This is a genomic window from Rhodoferax sp. P2_H8_2, from assembly GCF_056403235.1.
In genome coordinates, this window is the sequence record NZ_JBFUFW010000009.1 from 102524 (window position 1) to 128702 (window position 26179).

Genomic DNA, 26179 nt, shown 5'->3' on the forward strand with positions numbered 1-26179 from the left:
TTTACCGGGGTGCCAGGCGGATCGCGCCGTCCAGGCGAATCACTTCGCCGTTGAGCATGTCGTTCTCAAAAATATGCACAGCCAGCTTGGCGTAGTCCAGCGGCGTACCCAAGCGCGAAGGGAAGGGCACGCTGGCGGCCAGCGAGTCCTGCACTTCCTGGGGCATGCCAAACATCATGGGCGTGCCAAAAATGCCGGGGGCGATGGTCATGTTGCGGATGCCGTTGCGGGCCAAATCGCGCGCGATAGGCAGCGTCATGCCAACGATGCCACCCTTGGAGGCAGAGTAGGCGGCCTGGCCGATCTGGCCGTCATAGGCTGCGACGGAAGCGGTGGAAATCATTGCGCCGCGCTCGCCAGTGGCTTCGGGGTCGTTCTTGCACATCGCGTCAGCTGCCAGGCGGATCATGTTGAAGCTGCCGACCAGATTCACGGTAATGCATTTGGTGAACACGCCCAGGTTGTGCGAACCATTTTTGCCCACGGTTTTTTCGGCGGGCGCAATGCCTGCGCAATTCACCAGGCCCATCAGCTTGCCCAGGGAGACCGCTTTGGCGACCACAGTCTGGCCGTCCGCTTCATTGCTGACATCGCACTTCACAAAGGTGCCGCCAATTTCCTTGGCAATGGCTTCGCCCTTTTCGGCCTGCATGTCGGCAATGACGACTTTGCCGCCCTTGGCCGCCAGCATGCGCGCCGTGCCTTCACCCAGGCCCGATGCGCCGCCGGTAACGATGAATACTTTGCCTGCGATGTCCATGAAATGCTCCTGAAAAGAATTGACGTTTACGTAAACGTCAAATTATGGCGCAATGCGAACGCTTCTGAGTGTTTGTGTAGAAGGTATGCAAAACACTGCTATAATCTGAGGCTTCGACTTAGGCGCATAGCTCAGCTGGTTAGAGCACCACCTTGACATGGTGGGGGTCGTTGGTTCGAGTCCAATTGCGCCTACCAAGTTTTCTCCTTCTTGGTTCTCCTCCCCGTTTTTTGTATCTATAGGGTTACCCTGGTTACTCCTTTCGTGGGCGCTCTCTAGAATGTGCTGCACTGCAATACATTTTTGGCCTGTGTGGGCCAGCCACTTGCCATGACCAGCAAAACCACCAAAGAGAACAAAGATCCACAGCGGATCATCAAGAAGTACCCGAATCGCCGCCTGTACGACACCGACACGTCGACCTACATCACGTTGACCGAGATCAAGCAACTGGTGATGGACAGTGAGCCTTTTGTGGTGCGGGATGCGAAGACCAGTGAAGATTTGACCCGCAGCATCCTGCTGCAGATCATTCTGGAAGAAGAGGCGAACGGTAGCCCCATGTTTACGGCGCCGGTGCTCTCCAACATCATCCGCTTCTACGGCCACACCATGCAGGGATTCATGGGCGGATATCTGGAAAAGAACATGCAGGCGCTCATGGACCTGCAGTCACCCATGATGCAGGGTGTGATGAGCAATACGGTGTTCCAGCAAATGCAGGAACAGATGCAAAAACAGACGGAACAATTCCTGGGAACGTTTGGGCTGAAGCGCTAAGGCGCAGCGGCGACGGACGGACTCGGGGGACAATCGCACTATGAGTGAAACTATTTCTCCCGCACAACCTCCCGTAAAAGCCGCGCCCAAAGTCGGCTTTGTCAGCCTGGGCTGCCCTAAAGCCCTGACCGATTCCGAACTGATCCTGACGCAATTGAGCGCAGAGGGTTACGAGACTTCCAAAACGTTTGAAGGTGCCGATCTGGTGATCGTCAACACCTGCGGCTTCATTGACGACGCCGTCAAGGAAAGCCTGGACACGATTGGTGAAGCATTGGCCGCGAACGGCCGCGTTATCGTCACTGGCTGCTTGGGCGCCAAGACCGGCGAAGACGGCGGCAACATGGTGCGCCAGATGCACCCCAAAGTGTTGGCGGTGACTGGCCCGCACGCGACCCAAGAGGTGATGGATGCAGTGCACCTGAACCTGCCCAAGCCGCATGACCCGTTTACCGATTTGATCCCGGGCGCTTTTGGTGTTGCCGGTATCAAGCTGACGCCGCGCCATTACGCGTATTTGAAAATCAGCGAAGGCTGCAACCACCGTTGCACCTTCTGCATCATCCCCAGCATGCGCGGTGATCTGGTGTCGCGTCCAATTGGTGACGTGCTCAAGGAAGCCAAGGCATTGTTTGAAGGCGGCGTAAAAGAGTTGCTGGTGATCAGCCAGGACACGTCTGCTTACGGCGTGGATGTGAAGTACCGCACAGGCTTTTGGGACGGCAAGCCGGTCAAGACCCGCATGCTGGAGCTGGTGCAGACGCTGGGCGAAATTGCCGAGCCTTATGGCGCCTGGGTGCGTATGCACTATGTGTACCCGTATCCGAGCGTGGATGACATTCTTCCTTTGATGGCAACCGGCAAGGTGTTGCCGTATCTGGACGTGCCTTTGCAGCACAGCCATCCCGATGTGCTGCGTCGCATGAAGCGCCCTGCCAGTGGCGAAAAGAATCTGGACCGTATTCAGCAATGGCGCGCTGCTTGCCCTGAGCTGGTAATCCGCAGCACGTTCATTGCCGGATTCCCCGGTGAGACAGAAGCGGAGTTTGAGCACTTACTGGATTTCGTTCGCGAAGCGCAGATCGACCGGGCGGGTTGTTTTGCCTACAGCCCGGTGAATGGTGCGGCTGCGAATGAATTGCCGGGCATGTTGCCTGCCGAACTGCGCGAAGAGCGCAGGGCGCGCTTCATGGCTGTGGCGGAAGAGGTATCGATCCAGCGGCTGCAGCGTCGCGTGGGTTCGATCATGCAAGTTCTGGTTGATTCCGCGCCAGGCATGGGTAAGAAGGGTGGCGTGGGCCGCAGCTATGCCGATGCGCCTGAGATTGATGGCGTCGTACGGCTGTTGCCGCCAGAGAAAATCAGCAAGACGTTGAAAGTTGGCGAATTCACCAAGGCACGCATTGTCAGCGCACAAGGGCACGACCTGGTCGCACTGCCGATCTAAACAGGAAGTGGGGGGATGCTGCGCATTCCCCCAAAAGGGAATTTCAGACAAAGAAAAAGCCCTGTGATTTTCATCACAGGGCTTGTCTTGTTGGTGGTGCCCAGGAGAAGACTCGAACTTCCACGGTCGTGAAACCGCTAGCACCTGAAGCTAGTGCGTCTACCAATTTCGCCACCTGGGCAACGACTCAAATTATAGCACTGGTATTCGGACTCTTTTGGTTGGCAATGCAACTTTTTTGCTGCTACGGCAAAACAACATTGCCACAGCACTGCATGGTGCTTCAAGACAAATTCACAACATTTCTAGCGCATACTTATAAGCGTCTATCCAACTCTGCCTTTAGGGCGCCTCGGGAAAGAGAGAGGGTTTTATCAAAAACATTAGCCATTCCAGCGGACTGCTGGACGAAGTTGAAGGCGTCGTGCAAGGTCACCGCGATGGGCACGGTTTCGTAGCCCGTGACGATGGTGCTCCCGACATCTATTTGCCACCCAATGAAATGCGGGCGGTACTCCACAAAGACCGCGTCAAGGTGCGCATTGTGCGCAGCGACCGCAAAGGTCGGCCCGAAGGCCGCGTGGTGGAAATCACAGAGCGTTCCACCCAACCCATCATTGGACGTTTGCTACAGGAAAGCGGTGTCTGGTTGGTAGCGCCAGAAGACAAACGCTACGGCCAGGACGTATTGATCCCCAAGGGCGCTACGAGCGTTGCCAAGCCGGGCCAGGTGGTCGTGGTGGAGTTGGTAGAGCCTCCTGCATTGTTTGGCCAGCCGGTAGGCCGCATCAAGGAAGTGCTGGGTGAAGTGGACGACCCCGGCATGGAGATTGAAATTGCGGTACGCAAATACAGCGTGCCGCATGAGTTCTCCCAGGCTTGTATTGCTTTGGCCCGTACGCTACCAGACAAAGTACGCCCACAGGACCATGCCAACCGCGTGGACCTGACGGATGTTCCGCTGGTCACCATTGACGGTGAAGATGCCCGCGACTTTGATGATGCGGTGTATTGCGAACCCAGTACCAAGGGCAAGGGGAAGTCAGCACAAAAGGGCTGGCGCTTGCTGGTGGCAATTGCTGATGTGAGCCACTACGTGGAAACCGGCTCTGCGATTGATGTCGACGCCTACGACCGCGCGACCAGTGTGTATTTCCCGCGGCGCGTGATTCCTATGCTGCCGGAAAAGTTGTCCAACGGCTTGTGTTCACTGAACCCTGAAGTTGAGCGCCTGTGCATGGTGTGCGACATGTTTGTCACCGAAGATGGTGAAGTCGACGCTTACCAGTTCTACCCTGCAGTGATGTGGAGCCATGCCCGGTTTACCTATACCGAAGTAGCGGCGATTCTCGGCAACACCAAAGGACCAGAGGCCATCAAACGCAAAGCCTTGGTCGGCGATTTGCTGAATCTGCATGGGGTGTTTCAGGCGCTGTCCAAATCGCGCTTGAAGCGCGGCGCGGTGGACTTTGAGACCACCGAGACGCAGATCATTTGTGACGAAAACGGACGCATTGAAAAGATTGTTCCGCGCACACGCAACGTCGCGCACCGCGTCATTGAAGAAGCGATGCTGGCAGCCAACGTATGCAGTGCGGACTACATTGCGCAAAGCAAGCATTTGGGCCTGTTTCGGGTGCACGAAGGGCCAACGCCGGAGAAGAAGGAAATCCTGCGCAACTATTTGAAAGCAACGGGCCTTGGCATGACCATCAGCGACGATCCGTCGCCAGGTGAGTTCCAGGCGATTGCCAATGCCACCAAAGACCGGCCTGACGCGCAGCAGATTCATTCCATGTTGTTGCGTTCGATGCAACAGGCGATTTACACACCCATCAACAGCGGGCATTTCGGTCTGGCGTATGGGGCCTATACCCATTTCACCAGCCCCATTCGGCGCTACCCAGACTTGCTGGTGCACCGGGTCATCAAGGCGATTTTGGGTAAGACGCGCTACCAGTTACCAGACCTGCCAACGCCTGGTGAGGCGCACGCAAAGCTGACACGCCGATTGGAAAAGGGCATGGCATCCAAGGTGGCCGACGGTGGTGCAAAGCCTAAAAAGGCAAGCGCCGAAAACATGGCCTGGCAGGCTGCAGGATTGCATTGCAGTGCGAACGAGCGCCGTGCGGACGAAGCCAGTCGCGATGTGGAGGCTTGGCTCAAGTGCAAATACATGCGCGAGCATTTGGGCGAGGAATATGGTGGCGTAGTGACATCTGCGACCAGCTTCGGCTTGTTTGTGACGCTGGATGCGATGTATGTGGAAGGCTTGGTTCACATCACTGAACTGGGTGGCGAGTATTTCCGGTTTGACGAAATGCGTCAGGAGCTGCGTGGAGAACGCACGGGTACGCGCTATGCCATCGGGACGCGCGTACGCATTCAGGTCAGTCGTGTGGATCTCGATGGCCGCAAAATCGATTTCCGGTTGGTGCAGGAGGGCGAAGGCCTGGTTGGGCGTGCAATGGCTGACAAAGGCAATTCGCGCGAAGCCAAGTCGCGTCCCGTGGTGCTGGACCGGTCAGACAGCGATATGTTGGTGCGTCCAGCCTTCCGTAAAGAGAGCGGTCGCCCGCGTGCCGGGGCGGACAAGACTGCAAGGTCGTCCAAAGGCAGCGAGAAATCTGTGCCTTCCAAGAAATCGGGCAATCGCAAACGCCGTTAAGGGGGAATTCGCCGTTACAGGCTTTGCGCCAAGGCTGCCGCGGTCAGATGCTTGTCGGTGGGCCAGCGATCCGCTGCCTGTCCATGCACATGGACCGCGCAACTGGCAGCCTGGTGTGCTGTCAAGCCTGCGGCGAGGTACGCGCCCGTCAATCCTGCCAGCACGTCGCCGGTTCCCCCCGTCGCCAGTCGTGCGCTGCCACTGGTGTTGATCCTGGCTAACTCACCAGGGCTGGCAATGACGGTGCCCGAGCCCTTGAGCGCCACGGTGCAATGCAATTGATTTGACAGTGATTGCGCGGCTTGCAGGCGGTCCGCTTGTACAACGGCTGTTGTGGTTTTCAGCAAGCGCGCCGCTTCCAGCGGGTGCGGCGTGGCAACCGTCGTGTCGGGTTCGCGCAGCTGCAATAACGCGATGAGTTCGGTAGAGTCTGCCAGTGCGTTGAGCGCGTCGGCATCCAGGACCAAATGCCTTGCAGTGGTCAGCACTCGCTGCAACTGCGCATGAATAGCCAAGCCGCCGCCGCATCCAGCCACGACGGTGAGGGCGGGGTAATCCAGCGAGTCCGCATTGCGCAGCATCAACTCAGGATGGTCTGTTAGTGCATTGGGGGCCTGTTCGTCCAGCAAAGCGAGATAGATCCGGCCTGCGCCTCCATGCAAAGCACCAAGCGCAGCCAGGACCGCGGCACCCGTCATGCCTTGGCATCCGCCCACCACTGCGACATCGCCATAGCTGCCTTTATGGCTATTGTGGAGTCGCTCTCCTCTGGCCATTTGTGCGTTGAGCAGGGCGCAAGGTTCTTGCGCTGATTCAATGCCCAGTTGATGAAACCAGATATCGCCGCAGGCGTCGCGGCCATCCGCCGTAAACAAGCCTGCCTTGGCGCCGAGCAATGTCAGTGTGGAGTGGGCGCGAACGAAGATGGCGCCAGTGCTCCCGGTGAATGCATTCAGACCCGTGGGCACGTCTACTGCCAGCACCGGTACTTGGTGCGCGTTTATATGTTGCACCCATTGCGCGCAGTCCGTTTCAAGCGGGCGGTTGGAGCCGATGCCAAAGAGGGCGTCGATGCAGAAATCCCAGTCGGCAGGAATACCTTCTGCAAATGCTACGCCAGCCTGTTGGGCGCGTTGCAGTGATTGCGCGGCATCTGCAGGTAATGCAGTGCTTGGACGCAGCAGTGATACGACAGGCTCTTTTCCCCATTGGCGCAGATGCATTGCCGCTTCCAGTCCATCGCCCCCGTTGTTTCCCGGTCCGCACGGGATCCAGATTTTTCGGGCATGGGGTGCGAGCGCCATTGCACATTGGGCAATCGCCAATCCCGCTCTTTGCATCAGTACGTGCGCCCCAAGCGAAGCTTGAGCCGACTGTTCGATGCTGCGCAGCGCAGCTTGGTCGTAGAGGGGCAGACCCAGTGGATGGTCTGTGCCAGTGATACGTCTAAAACTCGTAGACATCACCTTCGCGCGCGAGGCGAATGTCCATCCCATTTGCTATTGCACTGTGGGTCTTCAGCGCATCGGCGAATACTTGTTCCAGTGCATCGTCGCTGCGTGTAGGTTCGTGGTGGGTGCAATACAAAACCTTGACGCCTGCGGCGTGGGCGCTCTTGATGCTGGTGCTGTACGTGCCATGTCCCCAACCCACTTTGGAGACGTACTCGGCGTCGGTGTAGGAGCTGTCTGCAATCAGTACATCGACGCCTTGCATGGCTTTGTGTATGGCTTGCGCCTTTTCATCGACGAAGACCTGGTATTCGCCATAGGCCTCGTCGCCAGGTTGGTAGATGTTGTACGGTGGCTCATGGTCACCGGTAAAGAAAACGGACTTTCCGTTGCACTCAATCTTGTAGCCGAAGTCGATCACGGGGTGGTTCAGCAGGCACGGTGTAACCGTTGCGGAACCGATCTGGACGGGTTGGTCCGGCATCAGTGTGACGTATTCCATGCGGGCTTTCATCTCCGCCTCGCGCACCGGGAAATAGCTGTACTGCAGTTGAACCGCCATTACGTGCTCTATGCCTTTGCCGGTTACGGGGTCGAAGGCTCCGTGCAGGCGCAGTGTGTTGCCGGGTATGAAGTTCGGAATGAACATCGGCAGACCCTGGATGTGGTCCCAATGGGAGTGCGTGATCAGCACATTGGCTGTTACCGGCAATTCAGCCAATAAGGTTTGCGACAGAGGGAATATGCCAGTGCCAGCATCGATGACGATCAGCTCGTTGTTATCCGTGCGGATTTCAATGCAGGTCGTATTGCCGCCATAGCGCACCGTCTTGGGTCCGGGCGATGCGATGGAGCCTCGTACACCCCAAAATTTAACTTTCATGCCTGCCTCTCACAGTTTGGCGAAGATTTGCGCCTCTTCAAACAATGCGTTCAGATCGCCCATGGATGCAATCACTTCGTCCATGGTGCCGCCCAGGCGCTTTTGAACGGAAGCGGGAAATTCGTCTATGCACGGATTGCCACCAAACCCGAACTTCAGTTTCTTGCTGATCTGGTTGGCCCCGAAGACGCAGGCAATCATGTCGGTGTCCCTGAAGTCAGAGACATGCTGATGCCGAATGGTCTCAACCAGATGGGGAGCAAAGCGCCATTTTTCGACCAGCATGGCGCCTACGATGACGTGATCTGCACCTATGGTCTGCTGAAGCGCCGCATGCAGCGAGGTTCCGTTGGTCTGGCTGATTGCAAGAGCTGCCCGGAATTCATTGGGCATGAATTGTGCAAAAACGACCTTGCCAAAATCGTGCAACAACCCGCCAATAAAGCAGTCCATGGGGTCGGCGTCTTTGACTTTGCCCGCAAGTTGTTTAGCCAGTCCAGCCGTGGCCAGGGAGTGCAGCAAATATTGCTGCACATCGAACCCAGATGCATTGTCCTTGGGTAGCATTCCAATCGCCGCAATGCTCAGAGCCAGATTCTTGATCGTGTTGAAACCCAGATAAACCACTGAGTGCCCAATGGAGGTAATTTGCTTGGGCAGACTGTAGTACGCCGAATTCACGACTTTCAGGATCTTGACTGTAACGACGGGATCCTTGTCGATGACCTCCACCAGATCCTTGGGCGTGCTGTTGACGTCGCGGGTCAGTTCCAGAATGCGTTGTACGCTTTTGGGAAACGCCGGCATGCCATCTACTGCGGCGGTGAGTTTTTGCGATAGTTCAGGGCTCATGGATTTGGAGGGCTGCAGATGAGGCATTGTGTCAGCACATTGCCGTGCCGAAAAGGGTTTTTTCAGCCCGCAAAGCGATCCGGTCGTAGCGATTCAATATCGACTTCGCACTGCTTGCCCTGGATTCGATCTGCCAGGATGCGTGCACAACCTTGTGCCAAGCCCCAGCCATTGGCGCCATGCCCAGCGTTGATCCATATGCCGGGTGTGGGCGTAGGGCCGACCACGGGCATGGAATCCGGCGTAAATACCCTTGCGCCGCGCCAACTCTGGACCCCCGTCGTCACATTGGCGGAGCCGGGGAAGTAGTGGTGCAATGCTCGGAAAAGACCATGCACGGTCTTGTCATTGGGTTGCCGGGACGCGCCCCCGATCTCGGCGCCGCCGGCCACCCGAACACGCATGCCCTGGCGTGAAAAGACAACCCCAGTATCCATGGTGATGACGGCGCTACGCGGGGCGTGCAACGGCTCTCTCAGTGCCGCACTTAATGTGTATCCGTGCACCTGGGTCACCGGCAGGCGCAGTTTGGTCGCCGCTGCCCAGCCCATGGCGTCCGAACCAGGACAAAGTACTACGGCATCAAAGCTGGGTTGCTCTGCCCAGTCGGAAATTTCCAGCGTGTGTTGCCGTGCCGCGTGCGCTTTCAGGACATGGGCATTGAAGTGGAACTGCGCTCCCAGCTCTGTGCAGGCAGTGCGCAGCAGCATTGCAAGCTGGCGGCAGTTGCCGACTTCATCGTTAGGGAAGTGCAGCGCGCCATGGAATGCAACCGCCTGACCCAAACCGGGTTCTACGAGCCTGGCCTGCTCGGGAGACAAATCCTTATAAACAACCCCGAGTTCTTTCAGGTGTGTCAGTCCTGTTTGCAGGGCTTGATGGTCTTTTTCGGTAGGCGCCAGAAGCATTGCGCCTTCACCACGTTCAAATTCCAGTCGGTGCTTGGCCACAATGGCTTGCATTTGCGACTGGCTCCAGGCCATCAACTTTTGGTAGCCGCTGAATGCAGGGGAGAGTTCGCCAGCTTTGGGTGTGCGGGACCAATTCCTCAGCCAGCGCAATTCGGCCAGCGAGGGAATTGCGCGCAGTTTGATGCGCGCACTGCCGGTCAACCTGCGGGTGGATGCGCCCGCGGGCCAGTCGGGCAGGGTCCAGGGGTTAATCAGACTGGCGCTGATCAGGCCGCCAGTGGCAAAGCTGTCGCAGCTGGCTGCTGCCCCGGCTTTGTCAAATACCTGCACAGCGTGGCCATCGCTGGCCAGCTCATAGGCGGTGGATATCCCGGTAATGCCGGCCCCGATAACAGCAATTTTCATGGGGTAGTGGCGTGGCAGGAGATTTGCCGGCTTGGGGTAAGGAACATGGGGCAGGGTGGTGGGCGGGCGTGTTATACTCTTTGGGTTTTGCTGACGGTACATTCTGTTCGTTGGCAATTCAATCGCAAACCAGCCCCGTCAAGGTGTTGCCCGGCCCGGAAATTCTAACTTCCTTGCCAGCAAATAGCGGACTGGATTTAAGACCTAACCTTTGGAGTATTTTTATGGCAGTTACTATGCGCGAAATGCTGGAAGCCGGCGTTCACTTTGGACACCAAACCCGCTTCTGGAACCCCAAGATGGCGCCGTTCATCTTCGGCCATCGCAACAAGATTCACATCATCAACCTGGAAAAATCCTTGCCGATGTTCCAGGAGGCTGCGAAGTTCGTTCGCCAGTTGTCCGCCAAGCGCGGCACCATCCTGATGGTGGGTACTAAGCGCCAAGCACGCGAAACCGTCGCTACCGAAGCGCAACGCGCAGGCGTTCCTTTCGTTGACCAGCGTTGGTTGGGCGGCATGCTGACCAACTTCAAGACCGTCAAGACCTCGATCAAGCGCTTGAAGGACATGAAGGTTCAGCAAGAAGCTGGCCTGGACGCCATGAGCAAGAAAGAACAGCTGATGTTCGCTCGCGAACTGGAAAAGCTGGAAAAGGACATTGGCGGTATTCAGGACATGAACACGCTGCCAGACGCAATTTTCGTGATCGACGTGGGTTACCACAAGATTGCGATCGCTGAAGCCAAGAAGCTGGGCATTCCTCTGATCGGTGTTGTTGATTCCAACCACTCGCCAGAAGGCATTGACTACGTGATCCCCGGTAACGATGACTCGGCCAAGGCTGTGACGTTGTATGCCCGCGGTATTGCAGATGCAATCCTGGAAGGCCGCGCCAATGCTGTTGACGATGTCGTCAAGGCGGTCGCTGCTGAAAGCGAAGACGAATTTGTGGAAGTGAACGAAGCTGCTGCGTAAGCCTCGTTGCACCCTAAAAAGGGGGCTTGTGTGCCCCTTTTTTTTAGCTCTTATTTAAATTATTGAACCGAATACGGAGAATCGAAATGGCAGCAATTACAGCAAGCATGGTCGCGGAACTGCGTGGCAAGACTGACGCCCCCATGATGGAATGCAAGAAGGCACTGACTGAAGCCGAAGGCGATATGGTCAAAGCAGAAGAGCTGCTGCGCGTCAAGCTGGGCAGCAAGGCTGGCAAGGCCGCAGCCCGCGTGACCGCTGAAGGCGTTATCACCACGGCTTTTGAAGGCAATGTTGGTGCAGTGCTGGAAACCAATTGCGAAACCGACTTCGTGACCAAGAATGACAGCTTCCTGGCGTTGGCCAATACTGCCGCCGCACTGGTGGCCAAGCACAATCCGGCCGATGTGGCTGCCTTGAGCGCTCTGGCCTACGAGCAAGACGGTTTCGGCCCGACACTGGAAGACGTACGCAAGGGTCTGATCGGCAAGATCGGTGAAAACATGACCTTCCGCCGCTTCAAGCGCTACGCTGGCACCAACAAACTGGCTTCTTACCTGCACGGCACCCGCATTGGTGTGGTCGTTGAATTCACAGGTGATGACGTCGCTGCCAAGGATGTTGCGATGCACGTGGCTGCGATGAAGCCTGTGTCGTTGACCAGCGCCGAAGTGCCAGCCGAACTGATCGAACGCGAGCGTTCTGTTGCGACCGCCAAGGCTGCGGAAGATGCTGCTGTGGCTACTGCTGCAGGCAAGCCCGTGCAATCCGCCGAAATCGTTGCCAAGCGCATCGAAGGCGGCGTGCAGAAGTACCTGAAAGAAGTATCCTTGGTGGACCAGGTCTTCGTTAAGGCTGCTGATGGCAAGCAAACCGTTGGCGCGATGCTGAAGGAGAAGGCTACGGACGTGAAGAGTTTCACGCTGTATGTGGTCGGCGAAGGCATTGAGAAGAAGGTAGACGACTTCGCAGCGGAAGTGGCCGCGCAAGTCGCTGCAGCCAAGCAAGCAGCCTGATTCGGATATAAAGACGCCCATTGAAACCACGCAACCCCGGGAGTTACCCATGAGCCAAGACAAGCCCGCCTACAAGCGCATATTGCTGAAGTTGTCGGGTGAGGCTTTGATGGGGGATGACCAGTTTGGCATCAATCGCGACACCATCGTACGGATGGTGGACGAGATAGCTGAAGTCACGCGAATGGGCGTGGAGGTTGCGGTGGTGATTGGTGGTGGCAATATTTTTCGTGGAGTAGCAGGTGGCTCGGTCGGCATGGACCGGGCGACTGCGGACTACATGGGTATGTTGGCCACTGTCATGAACGCGTTGGCACTGGGTGACACCATGAATAAGGCGGGTCTGATGGCCCGCGTCATGTCTGCGATCGGGATTGAACAGGTCGTGGAGCCGTATGTGCGACCCAAGGCTCTGCAATATCTGGAAGAGGGCAAGGTCGTTATCTTTGCCGCTGGCACCGGCAATCCTTTCTTTACGACGGATACCGCGGCAGCTTTGCGCGGTGCCGAGATCGGCGCAGAAATCGTGCTGAAGGCGACCAAGGTTGACGGTGTTTACTCCGCAGATCCAAAGCGCGATCCCAACGCGACGCGTTATTCCAAAATCACCTTTGATCAGGCCATGTCACAGAACCTGGGCATCATGGATGCGGCTGCCTTTGCGCTGTGCCGCGACCAGAAGTTACCGATCAAGGTGTTTTCCATTTTCAAGCACGGCGCGCTCAAGCGCGTGGTGATGGGCGAGGACGAGGGCACGCTGGTCCACGTGTAATGGGCACATCCAGCTGATTCGCGGGTCGATGCGTACTGCCCAGTATTGACCAATCCAGGAGAGAAGTATGTCGATTGCAGAAATCAAAAGCAGCATGGAAGGCAAGATGGACCAGTCCATCGCCTCGCTCAAAAACAATTTGACCAAGGTGCGCACCGGCCGCGCCAACCCGGCCTTGCTGGACACTGTTCAGGTGGACTATTACGGCTCCAACGTGCCGCTCAGCCAGGTTGCCAATCTTTCCCTCATAGACGCCCGGACTATCGGAATCCAGCCTTGGGAAAAAGGCATGGGTGCCAAGATTGAAAAGGCCATTCGCGAAAGCGATCTGGGCCTCAACCCGGCCAGCATGGGTGACCTGATCCGCGTGCCGATGCCGGCGATGACCGAAGAGCGCCGCAAGGAATTGACCAAGGTCGTACGTGGCGAGGGTGAGAACGCCAAAATCGCCGTGCGCAACCTGCGCCGCGACGCCAATGAGGCGGTCAAGAAACTGGTGAAGGACAAACTGGCGTCAGAAGATGACCAGAAGCGCTCTGAAGCAGAAATTCAAAAATTGACGGACAGGCACATCGCTGAAATCGACCATCTCGTTGCGTCCAAAGAACAGGACCTGATGGCGGTCTGACCCATGACGGTCCAGACTGCAGTTCCGCGCCACATTGCCATCGTGATGGATGGAAATGGGCGATGGGCGTCGCAGCGATTTCTGCCTCGCATAGCAGGCCACAAGCAGGGCGTCGACGCACTCAAACGCATGGTCACGGCCTGCGCCCAACGCGGCATTCAGGTACTAACCGTTTTTGCCTTCTCCTCCGAGAACTGGAAGCGCCCCGCTGACGAAGTGTCGGGGCTTATGGATCTACTCGCCATGGCATTGGCGCGAGAGGTCAACCAACTTCAACGCGATGGCGTTCGCCTGCACTTCGTGGGCGCACGGTCTGGGCTGTCTGAAAAAGTGGTGCAAGGTTTGCAGGAGGCAGAGCGCAAAACCGCGGACAACCAGCGCTTGGTGCTCAATGTCTGCTTCAATTACGGCGGACGCTGGGACATCGTGAACGCGGCAGCTCGACTGGTTGAGCAAGGTGCAACCGTTACCGAAAAAGCTTTGTCGCAAACCATGTCGCTGGCCCACGTTCCAGATCCTGATTTATTGATCCGCACGGGCGGAGAGATGCGCATCAGCAACTTCCTGCTGTGGCAGTGTGCTTATTCCGAACTGTATTTCTCTGACAAACTGTGGCCTGACTTCGACGAGGCGGCACTGGATGCAGCTTTGCAGGACTATGCTTCACGTCAGCGCCGCTTTGGCCTGACGTCGGAACAACTTTTACAGCCTAGCGCTTAGCGCGGCTAACCCGGATCCTCCTGATGCTCAAGCAAAGAATCATTACGGCGGTCGCGCTGTTGGCGGTCTTGCTACCGGCCGTTTTTTACCGTGATCCGTTGGCGTTCGCACTGGTTGCGACGGCGCTCATCGCAGCAGGCGCTTGGGAATGGGGTAATTTGAACCAAATTGCCGGTCGCTCTTCGATTGCTGTGGGTGTCCTGTGCGCGGCACTGTGTCTCGCATCCTGGCATTTCGGTCTGCAGTACGACGCGCTGCGTGCGCTGTGGATCGGTCTGGGCAGCTTCTGGGTGGCGTTGGGCGCCTGGTTGTTGGTGCGCGGATCTACCGCCTGGCAGCGTATTCCCAAATGGCTGCGGATCGCCGGTGGGGTACTGGCCTTGTGGGCGGCCTGGCTGGCGGTGGTGAAGGCCCGACTTATCGGTATCAACTTCCTTTTCTCAGTCCTGGTACTGGTCTGGGCCGCGGACATATTCGCCTATTTCGCTGGCAGGACCTTCGGCGGCAAGCTGTTCAAAAATAAACTCGCGCCGAGCATCAGCCCTGGCAAGACTTGGGAAGGCGTAGTGGGGGGGCTGTGCGGTGTATTGCTGTGCGCATTTGTTTGGCGTTGGGCGGATGCGCAGATGCCTGCTGAGCCTTCCAGCATCTACACCCGTTTGAGCGCCAATGGCACGAGCTTCATGCTGCTGGCCGTCGTCTTTCTGGGCGCCATGAGTGTGGTGGGTGATCTGGTGGAGTCGCTGTTCAAACGCAGCGCGGGCATCAAGGACAGCAGCAACCTGCTGCCCGGCCATGGTGGCGTGCTCGACCGTGTGGATGCACTGCTGCCGATACTCCCTCTGGCCATGATGTTTGCAAGCCTATGAGTTTCGCGAAGCAACGCGTCGTCATCCTCGGGTCTACCGGATCCATCGGCGTCAATACGCTGGATGTCATCGTCCGTCACCCTGAGCGCTTCGAAGTCTTTGCGTTGACAGCCTCAACCAGTGTGGACAAGCTGTATGCGCAGTGCGTCGCCTGCCGCCCCCGGTTCGCCGTGATGTCCAGTGCTGCGCACGCTGCTCAATTGGCCGACCTATGTCGCACTGCGGGTCTGAATACACAGGTGCTCTCCGGTTCGGCAGCCATTACGATGGTGGCATCCCACGAGCTGGCGGATAGCGTCATGGCAGCCATCGTCGGTGCTGCTGGCCTTGAGCCTTGCATGGCTGCTGCCCGAGCCGGTAAGCGGTTGTTGCTGGCAAACAAAGAGGCGCTAGTCGTTGGCGGTCAATTGTTCATGGATACGGTGACCGCTGGAAAAGCAATCTTGCTGCCCATCGACAGCGAGCACTCCGCGATTTTCCAGTCGCTTCCAGAGAATCCGCTGGACTGGCCAGCGCGCATCGACAAAATCATTTTGACAGCCTCTGGCGGTCCATTCCGGCGTAGGGATCCTGAGAGTCTGCATGCGGTGACACCCGAGGAGGCCTGCGCCCATCCCAACTGGGTGATGGGGCGCAAGATTTCGGTGGATTCCGCCACCATGATGAACAAGGCGCTGGAAGTGATTGAGGCCAAGTTTTTGTTTGGTTTGGTGCCCGAGCAGATCAGTGTGGTCATACACCCGCAAAGCGTCATTCACTCCATGGTGCAGTACGTAGATAACTCGGTGGTGGCCCAATTGGGAACGCCCGATATGCGGGGGCCGATTGCATATGGCCTGTCGTGGCCTGAGCGCATCACTTCGGGGGCGTCCGCGATCGATTTCGCGTCCCTGTCTGCGCTTACCTTCGAAACCTTTGATTCACCTGCGCACCAGAAGCGCTATCCGGGTCTTGCCCTTGTTTGGGATGTGTTGCGCGCGCCAGCGGGTACCACGGCGGTTTTGAATGCCGCCAACGAAATTGCCGTGGCTGCTTTCCTGGATCGCCGCATTCGCTACGACCAGATTCACCATGTGAATGCGGAACTGCTGGACACCATGTTGCCAGAAGCCCCTACATCGCTGGAAGACTTGCTGGCGATTGACCGCGAAGCCCGGGAAGCTGCCGAAGCAATCGTTCGGCGCTGGGCGCACTGAACTGACTCGGCAATTTCATGCAGGCATTCGCACAAGCAGGTTTGGGGTTTGTCGTTGCCATCGGCGTGCTGGTCACGCTGCATGAGCTGGGACATTTTGGGGTAGCACGCGCTTGTGGCGTGCGCGTGCTGCGCTTTGCGATTGGTTTTGGCCCAAGGCTTGTGGGCTGGACTTCGAAGCGCTCCGGCACGGAATATGTGATTGGCTTGTTGCCGTTGGGCGGCTACGTCAAGATGCTGGATGAGCGCGAGGCTCCCGTCGACGCAGCGGACCGCCATATGGCTTTCAATACCCAAGCCCTGGGCAAGCGCGCAGCGATTGTTGCGGCTGGCCCCTTGGTCAACCTGTTGCTGGCAGTGCTGCTGTTTGCGGCGGTAGGCTGGAACGGCCAACTGCAATCCGCAGCCGTATTGCCCAGTCCTTTTGCCGACTCCATGGCCGCGGCGCGTGGGATGCATGGCGGTGAACGCGTCACCGCTGCGGCTCTTGACGGTGATGAATTGGTCGAGGTGCGGTCATTCGAAGACTTGCGTTGGTGGATCATGCGGGCCGGTTTGTTTGGTCAGGACTTGCGCCTGGAGTACACGACCGAATCTGGGCGCCCTGGTCAAACAGTGATATTGCCCGTGAGTGCATCTGTCAATCGGCAACCGGATCCGGCCCTGTTTCGCGAGGTCGGGTGGATGGCTCCACGCTTTGCCGCTGTCATAGGGGATGTTGGTGCGGGTGGTGCCGCGCACGCTGCAGGGTTGCGGCGCGGTGATCACGTGCTCGCAGTGGATGGTCGGCCTGTGGTCGACGCTGCCCAATTGCGTGAATGGATACTCCAGTCGGGTCGTACGGGTGTGGCCGAACCGCAGACTTGGCGGATTGCGCGCGACGGTGTGGCGCGCGACGTGCTGATTCAGCCCAAAGTCATCACGGTTGCTGCAGGCAAGATCGGTCGGATAGATGCCGCGATTGGCGCACCACCAGAAACCCTCACGGTGCGCCATGGCGCCTGGGATGGACTGGTGATGGGATTCCAGCGCACATGGCAGATGTCGACCTTCAGCCTAACCATCCTCGGACGCATGCTGACGGGTGAAGCTTCGGTAAAGAATTTGAGTGGACCCATCGCAATCGCCGATTACGCCGGACAATCTGCAGCGCGTGGCCCTACAACGTTTTTGCTGTTTTTGGCTATGGTTAGCGTCAGTCTCGGTGTGCTGAACCTGTTACCGTTGCCGGTTCTGGATGGTGGGCACCTGATGTATTATCTTTGGGAGGGGCTTACGGGCCGACCGGTATCAGATTCCTGGATGAACAGACTGCAACCCGCTGGATTGGCTGTGCTGCTTTTGATGATGTTCGTTGCTGTTTTTAATGACTTGACGCGCTATTTGGGTTGACCGCGCTGTTTCTCGAATTTTTCCTACATGACACAAATGAATTTCAAGCTTGGCTATTTTCGCTCGCTCGGCTGCGTGCTTGCGTTGGGGGTAGCCACCCATGCGGCTTGGGCGCTAGAGCCTTTTGCAGTGAAAGACATCCGTCTGGAGGGATTGCAACGCATCGAACCAGGTACCGTGTTTGCCTCGCTTCCCGTGCGCATCGGTGACACCTACACAGACGAGAAAGCCGCTGCCTCGATTCGCGCGCTGTTCGGTCTGGGTCTGTTCAAGGACGTGCGGATTGATGTCAAGGACAACGTACTGGTCATCATCGTCGAAGAGCGCCCAACAATCGCCGCAGTGGATTTCACGGGCACCAAGGAATTCGACAAGGAAGCACTGACCAAAGCCCTGAAAGACATCGGTCTGACCGATGGCCGCCCCTTTGACAAGGCGCTGGTGGACCGTGCCGAGCAGGAACTCAAGCGCCAGTACATCAACCGAAGCATGTACACCAGTGAAGTGGTAACGACGGTGACGCCCATCGAGCGCAACCGTGTGAACCTGAGCTTTGCGGTGACTGAGGGTGATGTGGCGAAGATCAGCGAAATCCGCATCGTGGGCAACAAGGTATTTTCGGAGTCCACGCTGCGTGGACTGTTTGACCAGGACACGGGCGGCTGGCTGAGCTGGTACACCAAGTCAAACCGCTATTCGCGCACCAAGCTCAACGCGGATATCGAAACCCTGCGCTCCTACTACATGTCGCGCGGATATCTGGAGTTCAAGGTGGAGTCCACGCAGGTGGCCATTGCCCCCAACAAGCAGGACGTGAGCATCACCATCAATGTGACGGAGGGTGAGCGGTTTGTGGTGTCCAAGGTCAAGCTGGCTGGCAACTACCTGGAGAAGGAAGCTGAGTTCCAGACGCAAATCGCCATTCGTGCCGGAGAGGCCTATAACGCGGACCAGGTGGCCGCGACGGTCAAGGCCTTTACCGACTACTTCGGCAATTTTGGCTTTGCGTTTGCCCGCGTTGAACCCAAGACCGAGATTGATCGCACCACCAATCGTGTCGAAATCACGCTGCAGGCGGATCCTTCCCGCCGGGTTTATGTGCGCCGCATCAACGTCGCTGGCAATGACCACACACGCGATGAAGTGATCCGCCGTGAGTTCCGTCAACTGGAATCGGCCTGGTACGACGGCGAAAAGATCCGCCAGTCGCGCAACCGTGTAGACCGTTTGGGTTACTTCAAGGAAGTGACGATGGACACGTTGGACGTGCCCGGCTCTCCTGATCAGGTGGACCTTACGGTGACGGTCGCTGAAAAGCCGACCGGCAGTCTGAGTCTGGGGGCGGGCGTTTCCAGTGCCGATGGTCTGGGTCTGCAATTTGGTTTCCGGCAGGACAACGCCTTTGGCTCTGGTAACTCGCTGGGTATCGAGCTCAATACCAGCAAGTACAACCAGACCATTGTGTTCAACACCACCAATCCGTATTTCACGGAGGACGGCATTTCTCGCACGATTGACGTGTCCCAGCGCACTTCCAAACCCTATGCGGATATCGATAGCTACTCTATCGAAACCAGTAGTGTGGGTATGCGCTTCGGTGTGCCGTTTACAGAGTCGGACACCGTGTATTTTGGCGCGGGCATTGACCGTACCACCATCATTCCCGGATTGCTGTTGCCCACCGTGTACCAGGACTTTGCCAACTCGTATGGCTTCACCAGCAATTCCGTGCCTCTGAGCCTTGGTTGGGGACGCGATACGCGTGACAGTGCCTTGGTGCCCAGCACCGGCAAAGTGATGCGTGTTAATGGCGAATGGAGCGTCGCAGGGGAATTGCGCTATGCCCGCCTGAGTACGCAGTACCAGCAGTTCTATCCCGTGAGCCGGAAAATTACCGCTGCCTTCAATGCCGAATTGTCGGCAGGTATGGGTACCAATGGACAGACCTACCCCATTTTCAAGAACTTCTACTCCGGCGGTTTGGGTTCGGTACGTGGATTTGAGCCAGGCAGCCTGACGACTGAATTCCAGCGCCTGAATGGCACGACGGCAACCGGCGGAACACAGAAGATCAATTTCAACGCAGAGTTGCTGTCTTCACTCCCCGGCGGCGGAGCAGACCGCACGCTGCGGGTGTACACCTTCCTGGATGCAGGTGGCTTGTACGGCGCCGATGAAACCATCAAATTGGGCGAAATGCGCTCTTCGTATGGCATTGGTATCAGCTGGATTTCACCGGTGGGGCCATTGCGTCTTGCCTATGCCCGTCCCCTCACCAAGTTCGATAGCGATAAAATCCAGAACTTGCAATTTCAGATCGGAACTTCTTTCTAATGAAAACTATCCAAAAGACACTGTGGCTGGCCATCCTGGGTACGGCCTGCGCGGCCATGTCCTTGGGCGTGCAAGCGCAAGAATCCAAGATCGGTTACATCAACACGCAGCTGATCACCACGCAATCCGCGCCAGCCAAAGCGGCCCAGGCCAAACTGGAGCAGGAATTTTCCAAGCGCCAGAAAGAACTGGTCGATTTGCAGACGGGTCTGAAAGCGTTGAACGACAAGTTCGAGCGTGACGCGCCGACGTTGACCGAAAGCCAACGTACCAGCCGCCAGAAGGAATTTGCGGAACAAAGCCGTGATTTCCAGCGCAAGCAGCGCGAGTTCCAGGAAGACCTGAATGGCCGCCGCAACGAAGAATTGCAGCAAGTGCTGGACAAGGCCAACAAGGCTGTGCGCCAAGTGGCAGAAGCGGAAAAATACGACCTGGTCATCCAGGAAGTGGTGTACGCCAGCGCCAAGCACGACATTACTGAAAAAGTCATGAAGATTCTCAACGCCGGATCGAAGTAATCCTGCATTGAGGGGCGTCCCCATGGAGCTCACTTTAGGCTTTGTGGTGGAGTCCCTGGGAGGCACCCTCCATGGTGATGGTGCCGCTCGAATCACCGGATTGGCGCCGCTCGAAGCGGCGACCCCCACCCAGCTCAGCTTCCTGAGCAACCCCCGTTACCAGCAGCAATTGCGCGACAGCCGCGCAGCTTGCGTGATCGTAGCGCCTGCCATGCAAGAGGCCGCGCTTGCGCGCGGTGCCTGCATCGTGACGGACCAACCCTACCTGTATTTCGCCAAAGTCACGCAGCTGTGGCGTCGTTCGCAGCCGCGTCCGGCTGGCGGTATCCATGCCAGCGCAGTGATTGATCCGTCCGCGACTGTGCATCCCAGCGCGACGATTGGCCCTTTGTGCGTCGTAGAGCGCGGTGCGCAGATAGGTGCGGCGACGGTACTCAAGTCACGCGTAACCGTGGGTGAGGATTGCCGCATCGGCGAGCGCTGCTTGGTCCACCCAGGCGTCGTGATCGGTGCCGACGGCTTTGGTTTTGCACCCAATGGTGAAGCCTGGGAAAAGATCGAACAGCTTGGCGCAGTACGCATCGGCAACGATGTGGAAATCGGTGCCAACACCTGCATCGACCGCGGCGCGTTGCAAGACACCGTGATCGAAGACGGCGTGAAGCTGGATAACCTGATCCAGATCGGCCACAACGTGCGCGTGGGCAAACACACGGCCATGGCCGGTTGCGTGGGCGTTGCGGGCAGTGCTGACATCGGCGAGCGCTGCACAATTGGCGGCGGTGCGATCGTGCTGGGGCATTTGTCGATTGCCGACGGCGTTAACATCTCGGCCGCCACTGTGGTCACGCGCTCGATACGCAAGCCCGGTACCTACACCGGCATGTTTCCCATTGATGAAAACGCGCAGTGGGAAAAGAATGCCGCTTCATTGAAGCAGCTGCACTCCCTGCGCGAACGGGTTCGTGCCTTGGAAGAAAAATTAAGAGAGACGAAACCATGATGGACATTCACAAAATTCTGAAACAGCTGCCGCACCGCTATCCCTTCCTGCTGGTGGACCGCGTGTTGGAGCTTGAAAAAGGCAAGACGATCAAGGCGCTGAAAAACGTCACCATCAATGAACCATTCTTTGAAGGCCACTTTCCGCATCGCCCGGTGATGCCGGGTGTGCTGATGCTTGAAGCACTGGCCCAGGCGGCTGCTTTGCTGGCGTTTGACGCACTGGACACCACCCCGAACGACGAGATGGTCTATTACTTCGCTGGCATTGACGGCGCGCGCTTCAAGCGGCCAGTCGAGCCAGGCGACCAGTTGATTCTGGACGTCGAATTGCTGCGCATGAAAGCCGGTATCTTCAAGTTCATGGGCCGGGCTTCGGTCGCTGGCGAGCTGGCGGTGGAGGCCGAGTTGACCTGCGCGATGCGCGCGATCCCGCAAGGAGCCTGAGATGGCCAACATCCACGCCACGGCCATTATCGAACCGGGCGCCGAGCTGGACTCCTCAGTCACAGTTGGCCCTTACACGATCATCGGACCCCACGTCAAAGTCGGCGCTGGCACGACGATTGGCCCGCACTGCGTCATCGAAGGCCACACCACGATTGGCAAAGACAACCGCATCTTCCAGTTCAACTCGTTGGGTGCGATTCCGCAAGACAAGAAGTACGCCGGTGAGCCCTGCGAGCTCATCATTGGCGACCGCAACACCATCCGCGAGTTCTGCACCTTCAACATCGGTTCACCGGGGGACATCGCCAAGACGGTGCTGGGCAATGACAACTGGATCATGGCCTATGTGCATCTGGCGCATGACTGTGTGGTCGGCAACAACACCATCTTCGCCAATAACTCGCAACTGGCGGGCCATGTGCATGTAGACGATTGGGTGATTCTGGGCGGCTTTACGGTGGCTCACCAGTTTGTCCGCATTGGCGCCCACGCGATGACGGCGATGTGTTCTACGCTGTTTGCCGATGTGCCGCCGTTTGTGATGTGCCAGGGGCAACCTGCCGGCGCGCGTTCGATGAACTTCGAAGGCTTGCGCCGCCGGGGCTGGACACCCGAGCGCATCTCCGGTGTCAAGGCCATTCACAAGGCACTGTACCGCGACGATCTGACGCTGGAACAGGCCAAGACCCGCATCAGTGAGTTGGGCGTGGAGCGTTCCGAAACGGCACCGGACGTCGCCATGATGCTGGCTTTTCTGGACACCACCTCGGCACAGCGCGGCATCGTGCGGTAATGCAACCCACCTTGAGCGCCGCCGGGCCGCCCCAAGGCGCGAAGGCCCCCTCGGGGGGCAGCGAACCTCACGCAGTGGGGAGCGTGGGGGTCACATTGGCTATGGTGGCGGGCGAGGCCTCTGGCGACTTGCTGGCAGGCCTGATTTTGCAGGGCATGAAAGCCCGCTGGCCCGAACTCAAGGCGCAGGGCATTGGCGGCCCGCAGATGGCCAAACAAGGCTTTAACGCCTGGTGGCCACACCATCTGCTGTCGGTACACGGCTTCAGCTGGGAGTTGCTGCGCCGCTACCGTGAGATCGTGGGCATCCGCAAACAGCTGGGTGACCGACTGCTGAGTGAGCGGCCTGATCTGTTCATTGGCGTGGACGCACCGGATTTCAACCTGCATCTCGAAGCCCGCCTGAAAGCGCAGGGCATCAAGACCATCCACTTTGTCTGCCCCTCGATCTGGGCCTGGCGGCCTGAGCGCATTGAGAAGATCCGTAACAGCGTGGACCACGTGCTGTGCATCTTTCCGTTCGAGCCTGCGCTGCTGGCACGCAATGGCATTGCCGCCACCTATGTGGGGCATCCGCTGGCGCAGGTGATTCCCTTGGTACCGGATCGCGCGGCGGCCCGTGTTGCGCTTGGCTTGCTGCCCGAAGACGACGTGGTCGCCATCCTGCCTGGCAGCCGCCGCTCCGAGATCGACCACCTGGCTTTGAGGTTCTTTCAGGCCGCAGAGCGCATAAAACTTGCGTGGCCAGCTACTAAATTCATAGTACCCGCTGTGCCCGGTTTGCAGGCCGAGATCGAAGCACACGCCCGCGCAAGCGGCATGGCTGAGCACTTGCAGATTCTGAGCGGCCAATCGCATACGGCGCTCGCTGCCTGCGACATGACGCTGATTGCCAGCGGCACTGCCACGCTGGAGGCCGCCTTATTCAAGCGGCCGATGGTGATCGGGTACCACATGAGCTGGCTGTCCTGGCGCCTGATGCGCAACAAGCGCTTGCAGCCCTGGGTCGGTCTGCCCAACATTCTGTGTGAAGAGTTTGTCGTGCCCGAACTGTTGCAAGACGCCGCCACGCCAGACGCGCTGGCACAAGAAAGTTTGGTCTGGCTGAACGCCAAGCACCAGGACCCTGCGAAAATCGAGGCCTTGCAGAAACGCTTCGAAGTGCTGCACCAAGAGCTCCAACGCGACACACCCACCCTGGCCACCGATGCAATCCAAAAAGTTCTTGAAGGCTGAACAAGTCGCCTTCAGCTTCGACATGCCCGGTCTGGTTGCCGGTGTGGACGAGGCCGGGCGCGGTCCGCTGGCGGGGCCGGTCGTGGCAGCGGCGGTGATTCTGGATGAATTGCGCCCCATCAAAGGCTTGAACGATTCCAAGAAGCTCACGGCCAAACAACGAGAAAAACTGTTCGACGAAATCCGCGCCAAAGCCCTTTGCTGCTCGATCGCGCAGGCGAGTGTCGAAGAAATCGACGAACTCAACATCTTGCAGGCCACGCTGCTGGCGATGCGCCGCGCGGTCGAAGGCTTGCGGCTGAAACCCGCCAAGGTGCTGGTGGACGGTAATCGCCTGCCCAAGCTCGACGTGCTTGCAGAAGCCATCGTCGGTGGCGACGCGCTGGTGCCGTCCATCTCCGCCGCGTCCATCCTTGCCAAAGTCACTCGCGACCGCTGGTGCGCCGAGTTGGATGCGCAATACCCGCAGTACGGCTTTGCCGGCCACAAGGGTTATGGCACAGCCGAGCATTTGGCCGCGCTCAAAGCGCATGGCGCCTGCCCGCAGCACCGCAAGACGTTTCGCCCGGTAACAGATGTGTTGGGTATGGTGCCCGTATGAGCTACGTTGCCAGCCAACCCGTGGTCGTCAGCTCGCGCGACAACCCCTTGCTCAAGGAGTTGCGCAAGACAGCGCAGGACAACGTGGCCTACCGCAAGGCAGGCCGCTTCTGGATCGAAGGCGATCACCTGTGCAGCGCCGCGCTTGCTCGTGGCGTGAAACCCGCCATCGCTGTATTTTCCGAGTCTTTTATGCCTCTAGCGCCCGCAGGATATGCGCAAGCAGCTATCAAAAGCATAGTAGTCCCAGATGCATTGTTTGCTGAACTGAGTGGCCTGGAGTCACCCGCCAAGGTCGGCTTCGTGCTGGACCTGCCCACCGACACGGAGTTGCAGCCTCGGGTCGCAACCGTGATCCTGGACCGCGTGCAGGACGCAGGCAACGTCGGCTCCATCCTGCGCAGTGCCGGGGCCTTTGGTTTTCGCCAGGTGGTCGCGCTCAAAGGCACCGCCGCGCTGTGGAGCCCCAAAGTCCTGCGCGCCGGCATGGGGGCGCACTTTGGTTTGCACCTGATCGAAGGCGCGGAGTTGGGCGCGCTGGACGCGTTGGCTGTGCCTATCGTTGTGACCAGTTCCCACCAGGGGGAGCTGGTGCAAAACCTGAAACTCCCCCAGCCCTGCGCGTGGGCCATGGGCCACGAAGGGCAGGGGGTTAGCGCCGAACTGTTCGCCCGCGCCAAATTCTTTGCCCGCATCGGCCAGCCCGGCGGCGAAGAGTCGCTCAACGTCGCTGCTGCGGCGGCGATCTGTTTGCATGCCAGCAGTCTTGCAGGCTAAAAGAGCGATGACCCCGCATTCGCACCCCCACACCGTGCGCGTGTACTGGGAAGACACCGACGCCGGTGGCGTGGTCTATTACGCCAACTACCTCAAGTTCATGGAACGCGCCCGCACCGAGTGGCTGCGCGCGCTGTGTGTGCACCAAGAGGCGTTGCGCGCGCAAGAGGGCGTGCAGTTTGTCGTTGCCGACATGCACGTGCGCTACCTAGCTCCGGCCAAGCTGGACGATCTGCTGACGGTGACGGTTTCCGTGGCGGAGCAGGGCAAAGCGTCGATGTTGCTGGAGCAGCAGGTCTGGCGCGGTGACACGTTGCTCGCGCAAGGTCAGGTGCGCGTGGGTTGTGTGGATGCGCAGACACTGGCACCAAAGCGTATGCCTGCTAGCGTTCTGGATGCACTTCAATCTGCCTGAGCCAGAGTATGTGGATTCGCTAGCACCGCGCTGAGTGGCAGGCGTAGGCCGGCGCCCTCATGGCGTTACGCAAAATCGGTTGCCGGCCTAAGCCTGCCACTCAGCGCTTGTCTCGAACGAGTGATTTGTCTTCTGTGCTGGATGCGCCCAACCGCGCAAGGTGAGGAGGAAGTCCAAGCCGACAACCGATTTTGCGTAACGCCATGAGGGCGTCGGCTTGGGCTTCTTCCTCACCGTCCGAGCCAGAAGCAAATGGTCGTCCGCTATAATGGGCGGCTTTCCAGAAAACAGCCGTCCCAAGCGCCTTTCAAGCACATTTCCCTCTACTG

The 26179-nt window shown here is 58.3% G+C and carries 25 protein-coding genes and 2 tRNA genes; 21 read left to right on the forward strand and 6 right to left on the reverse strand.

Annotated elements, in window-relative coordinates:
- Position 1 precedes the first annotated feature (1 nt).
- Entirely contained in the window at positions 2-760 is a 759-nt protein-coding gene (locus AC1DV6_RS15420; RefSeq protein WP_477978908.1) for a 3-hydroxyacyl-CoA dehydrogenase, read from the reverse strand.
- A gap of 120 nt (positions 761-880) precedes the next feature.
- Between AC1DV6_RS15420 and AC1DV6_RS15425 the strand changes: the two genes are divergently transcribed.
- The 3 genes from AC1DV6_RS15425 (at position 881) to rimO (ending at position 2987) form a co-directional block, all read left to right on the forward strand.
- Positions 881-957 (forward strand) — tRNA-Val (locus tag AC1DV6_RS15425).
- Positions 958-1090: 133 nt separating this feature from the next.
- On the forward strand, positions 1091-1540 hold the full coding sequence (gene phaR, locus AC1DV6_RS15430) for a polyhydroxyalkanoate synthesis repressor PhaR (RefSeq protein ID WP_477978910.1): 450 nt from the start codon (positions 1091-1093) through the stop codon (positions 1538-1540).
- A gap of 40 nt (positions 1541-1580) precedes the next feature.
- Positions 1581-2987, forward strand: a complete 1407-nt coding sequence (gene rimO / locus AC1DV6_RS15435; protein WP_477978912.1) for a 30S ribosomal protein S12 methylthiotransferase RimO — start codon at positions 1581-1583, stop codon at positions 2985-2987.
- 94 nt (positions 2988-3081) lie between these two features.
- Here rimO and AC1DV6_RS15440 read toward each other — a convergent pair.
- Positions 3082-3168 (reverse strand) — tRNA-Leu (locus tag AC1DV6_RS15440).
- 219 nt (positions 3169-3387) lie between these two features.
- Between AC1DV6_RS15440 and rnr the strand changes: the two genes are divergently transcribed.
- Positions 3388-5655, forward strand: a complete 2268-nt coding sequence (gene rnr / locus AC1DV6_RS15445; RefSeq protein ID WP_477979070.1) for a ribonuclease R — start codon at positions 3388-3390, stop codon at positions 5653-5655.
- 14 nt (positions 5656-5669) lie between these two features.
- On the opposite strand, the gene AC1DV6_RS15450 is transcribed toward rnr, so the two are convergent.
- From AC1DV6_RS15450 to AC1DV6_RS15465, 4 genes are all read right to left on the reverse strand, one after another.
- Positions 5670-7151 carry an NAD(P)H-hydrate dehydratase gene (locus tag AC1DV6_RS15450; RefSeq protein WP_477978914.1) on the reverse strand — a complete coding sequence of 494 codons (1482 nt, stop codon included), beginning with the start codon at positions 7149-7151 and terminating at the stop codon, positions 5670-5672.
- Positions 7102-7989: an MBL fold metallo-hydrolase gene (locus AC1DV6_RS15455; RefSeq protein ID WP_477978916.1), complete on the reverse strand. Its 888-nt coding sequence runs from the start codon at positions 7987-7989 to the stop codon at positions 7102-7104. The genes AC1DV6_RS15450 and AC1DV6_RS15455 overlap by 50 nt, the downstream gene beginning before the upstream one ends.
- 9 nt (positions 7990-7998) lie before the next feature.
- Complete coding sequence (locus AC1DV6_RS15460) at positions 7999-8841, reverse strand: HDOD domain-containing protein (protein ID WP_477978918.1); 843 nt, start codon at positions 8839-8841, stop codon at positions 7999-8001.
- Between the two features lie 62 nt (positions 8842-8903).
- On the reverse strand, positions 8904-10157 hold the full coding sequence (locus AC1DV6_RS15465) for an NAD(P)/FAD-dependent oxidoreductase (RefSeq protein ID WP_477978920.1): 1254 nt from the start codon (positions 10155-10157) through the stop codon (positions 8904-8906).
- Positions 10158-10381: 224 nt separating this feature from the next.
- Here AC1DV6_RS15465 and rpsB point away from each other — a divergent pair, with 224 nt between their 5' ends.
- From rpsB to ybgC, 17 genes are all read left to right on the forward strand, one after another.
- Entirely contained in the window at positions 10382-11134 is a 753-nt protein-coding gene (gene rpsB / locus AC1DV6_RS15470) for a 30S ribosomal protein S2 (protein WP_477978922.1), read from the forward strand.
- An 86-nt stretch (positions 11135-11220) separates the two neighbouring features.
- Positions 11221-12150, forward strand: coding sequence for a translation elongation factor Ts (gene tsf / locus AC1DV6_RS15475; protein WP_477978924.1), 930 nt, complete (start codon positions 11221-11223; stop codon positions 12148-12150).
- A 49-nt stretch (positions 12151-12199) separates the two neighbouring features.
- A complete protein-coding gene (pyrH, locus tag AC1DV6_RS15480; protein WP_477978926.1) occupies positions 12200-12922 on the forward strand; it encodes a UMP kinase in 723 nt (240 codons plus the stop codon).
- A 67-nt stretch (positions 12923-12989) separates the two neighbouring features.
- Positions 12990-13550, forward strand: coding sequence for a ribosome recycling factor (gene frr / locus AC1DV6_RS15485; protein ID WP_477978928.1), 561 nt, complete (start codon positions 12990-12992; stop codon positions 13548-13550).
- Between the two features lie 3 nt (positions 13551-13553).
- Complete coding sequence (uppS, locus tag AC1DV6_RS15490) at positions 13554-14270, forward strand: polyprenyl diphosphate synthase (RefSeq protein ID WP_477978930.1); 717 nt, start codon at positions 13554-13556, stop codon at positions 14268-14270.
- Between the two features lie 23 nt (positions 14271-14293).
- On the forward strand, positions 14294-15139 hold the full coding sequence (locus AC1DV6_RS15495) for a phosphatidate cytidylyltransferase (RefSeq protein WP_477978932.1): 846 nt from the start codon (positions 14294-14296) through the stop codon (positions 15137-15139).
- On the forward strand, positions 15136-16335 hold the full coding sequence (gene ispC / locus AC1DV6_RS15500; protein ID WP_477978934.1) for a 1-deoxy-D-xylulose-5-phosphate reductoisomerase: 1200 nt from the start codon (positions 15136-15138) through the stop codon (positions 16333-16335). The genes AC1DV6_RS15495 and ispC overlap by 4 nt, the downstream gene beginning before the upstream one ends.
- A gap of 17 nt (positions 16336-16352) precedes the next feature.
- Positions 16353-17726 (forward strand): RIP metalloprotease RseP, encoded by a 1374-nt coding sequence (gene rseP / locus AC1DV6_RS15505; RefSeq protein WP_477978936.1) that lies wholly within the window; start codon positions 16353-16355, stop codon positions 17724-17726.
- Positions 17727-17753: 27 nt separating this feature from the next.
- Positions 17754-20060 (forward strand): outer membrane protein assembly factor BamA, encoded by a 2307-nt coding sequence (gene bamA, locus AC1DV6_RS15510; RefSeq protein ID WP_477978938.1) that lies wholly within the window; start codon positions 17754-17756, stop codon positions 20058-20060.
- The gene (locus AC1DV6_RS15515) at positions 20060-20578 is read left to right on the forward strand and encodes an OmpH/Skp family outer membrane protein (RefSeq protein ID WP_477978940.1); all 519 of its coding nucleotides are present in this window, start codon (positions 20060-20062) and stop codon (positions 20576-20578) included. Before bamA ends, AC1DV6_RS15515 begins: the two co-directional genes overlap by 1 nt.
- A 22-nt stretch (positions 20579-20600) precedes the next feature.
- Complete coding sequence (gene lpxD / locus AC1DV6_RS15520; protein WP_477978942.1) at positions 20601-21581, forward strand: UDP-3-O-(3-hydroxymyristoyl)glucosamine N-acyltransferase; 981 nt, start codon at positions 20601-20603, stop codon at positions 21579-21581.
- Positions 21578-22027, forward strand: a complete 450-nt coding sequence (fabZ, locus tag AC1DV6_RS15525) for a 3-hydroxyacyl-ACP dehydratase FabZ (RefSeq protein WP_477978944.1) — start codon at positions 21578-21580, stop codon at positions 22025-22027. Before lpxD ends, fabZ begins: the two co-directional genes overlap by 4 nt.
- A 1-nt stretch (position 22028) precedes the next feature.
- On the forward strand, positions 22029-22823 hold the full coding sequence (gene lpxA / locus AC1DV6_RS15530; RefSeq protein WP_477978946.1) for an acyl-ACP--UDP-N-acetylglucosamine O-acyltransferase: 795 nt from the start codon (positions 22029-22031) through the stop codon (positions 22821-22823).
- A gap of 101 nt (positions 22824-22924) precedes the next feature.
- Positions 22925-24058 (forward strand): lipid-A-disaccharide synthase, encoded by a 1134-nt coding sequence (gene lpxB / locus AC1DV6_RS15535; RefSeq protein ID WP_477979072.1) that lies wholly within the window; start codon positions 22925-22927, stop codon positions 24056-24058.
- Positions 24030-24659, forward strand: a complete 630-nt coding sequence (gene rnhB, locus AC1DV6_RS15540) for a ribonuclease HII (RefSeq protein WP_477978948.1) — start codon at positions 24030-24032, stop codon at positions 24657-24659. The genes lpxB and rnhB overlap by 29 nt, the downstream gene beginning before the upstream one ends.
- The gene (locus AC1DV6_RS15545) at positions 24656-25435 is read left to right on the forward strand and encodes a TrmH family RNA methyltransferase (RefSeq protein ID WP_477978950.1); all 780 of its coding nucleotides are present in this window, start codon (positions 24656-24658) and stop codon (positions 25433-25435) included. Before rnhB ends, AC1DV6_RS15545 begins: the two co-directional genes overlap by 4 nt.
- Before the next feature lie 7 nt (positions 25436-25442).
- Positions 25443-25850, forward strand: a complete 408-nt coding sequence (gene ybgC / locus AC1DV6_RS15550) for a tol-pal system-associated acyl-CoA thioesterase (RefSeq protein WP_477978952.1) — start codon at positions 25443-25445, stop codon at positions 25848-25850.
- The last annotated feature ends 329 nt before the right edge of the window (positions 25851-26179 follow it).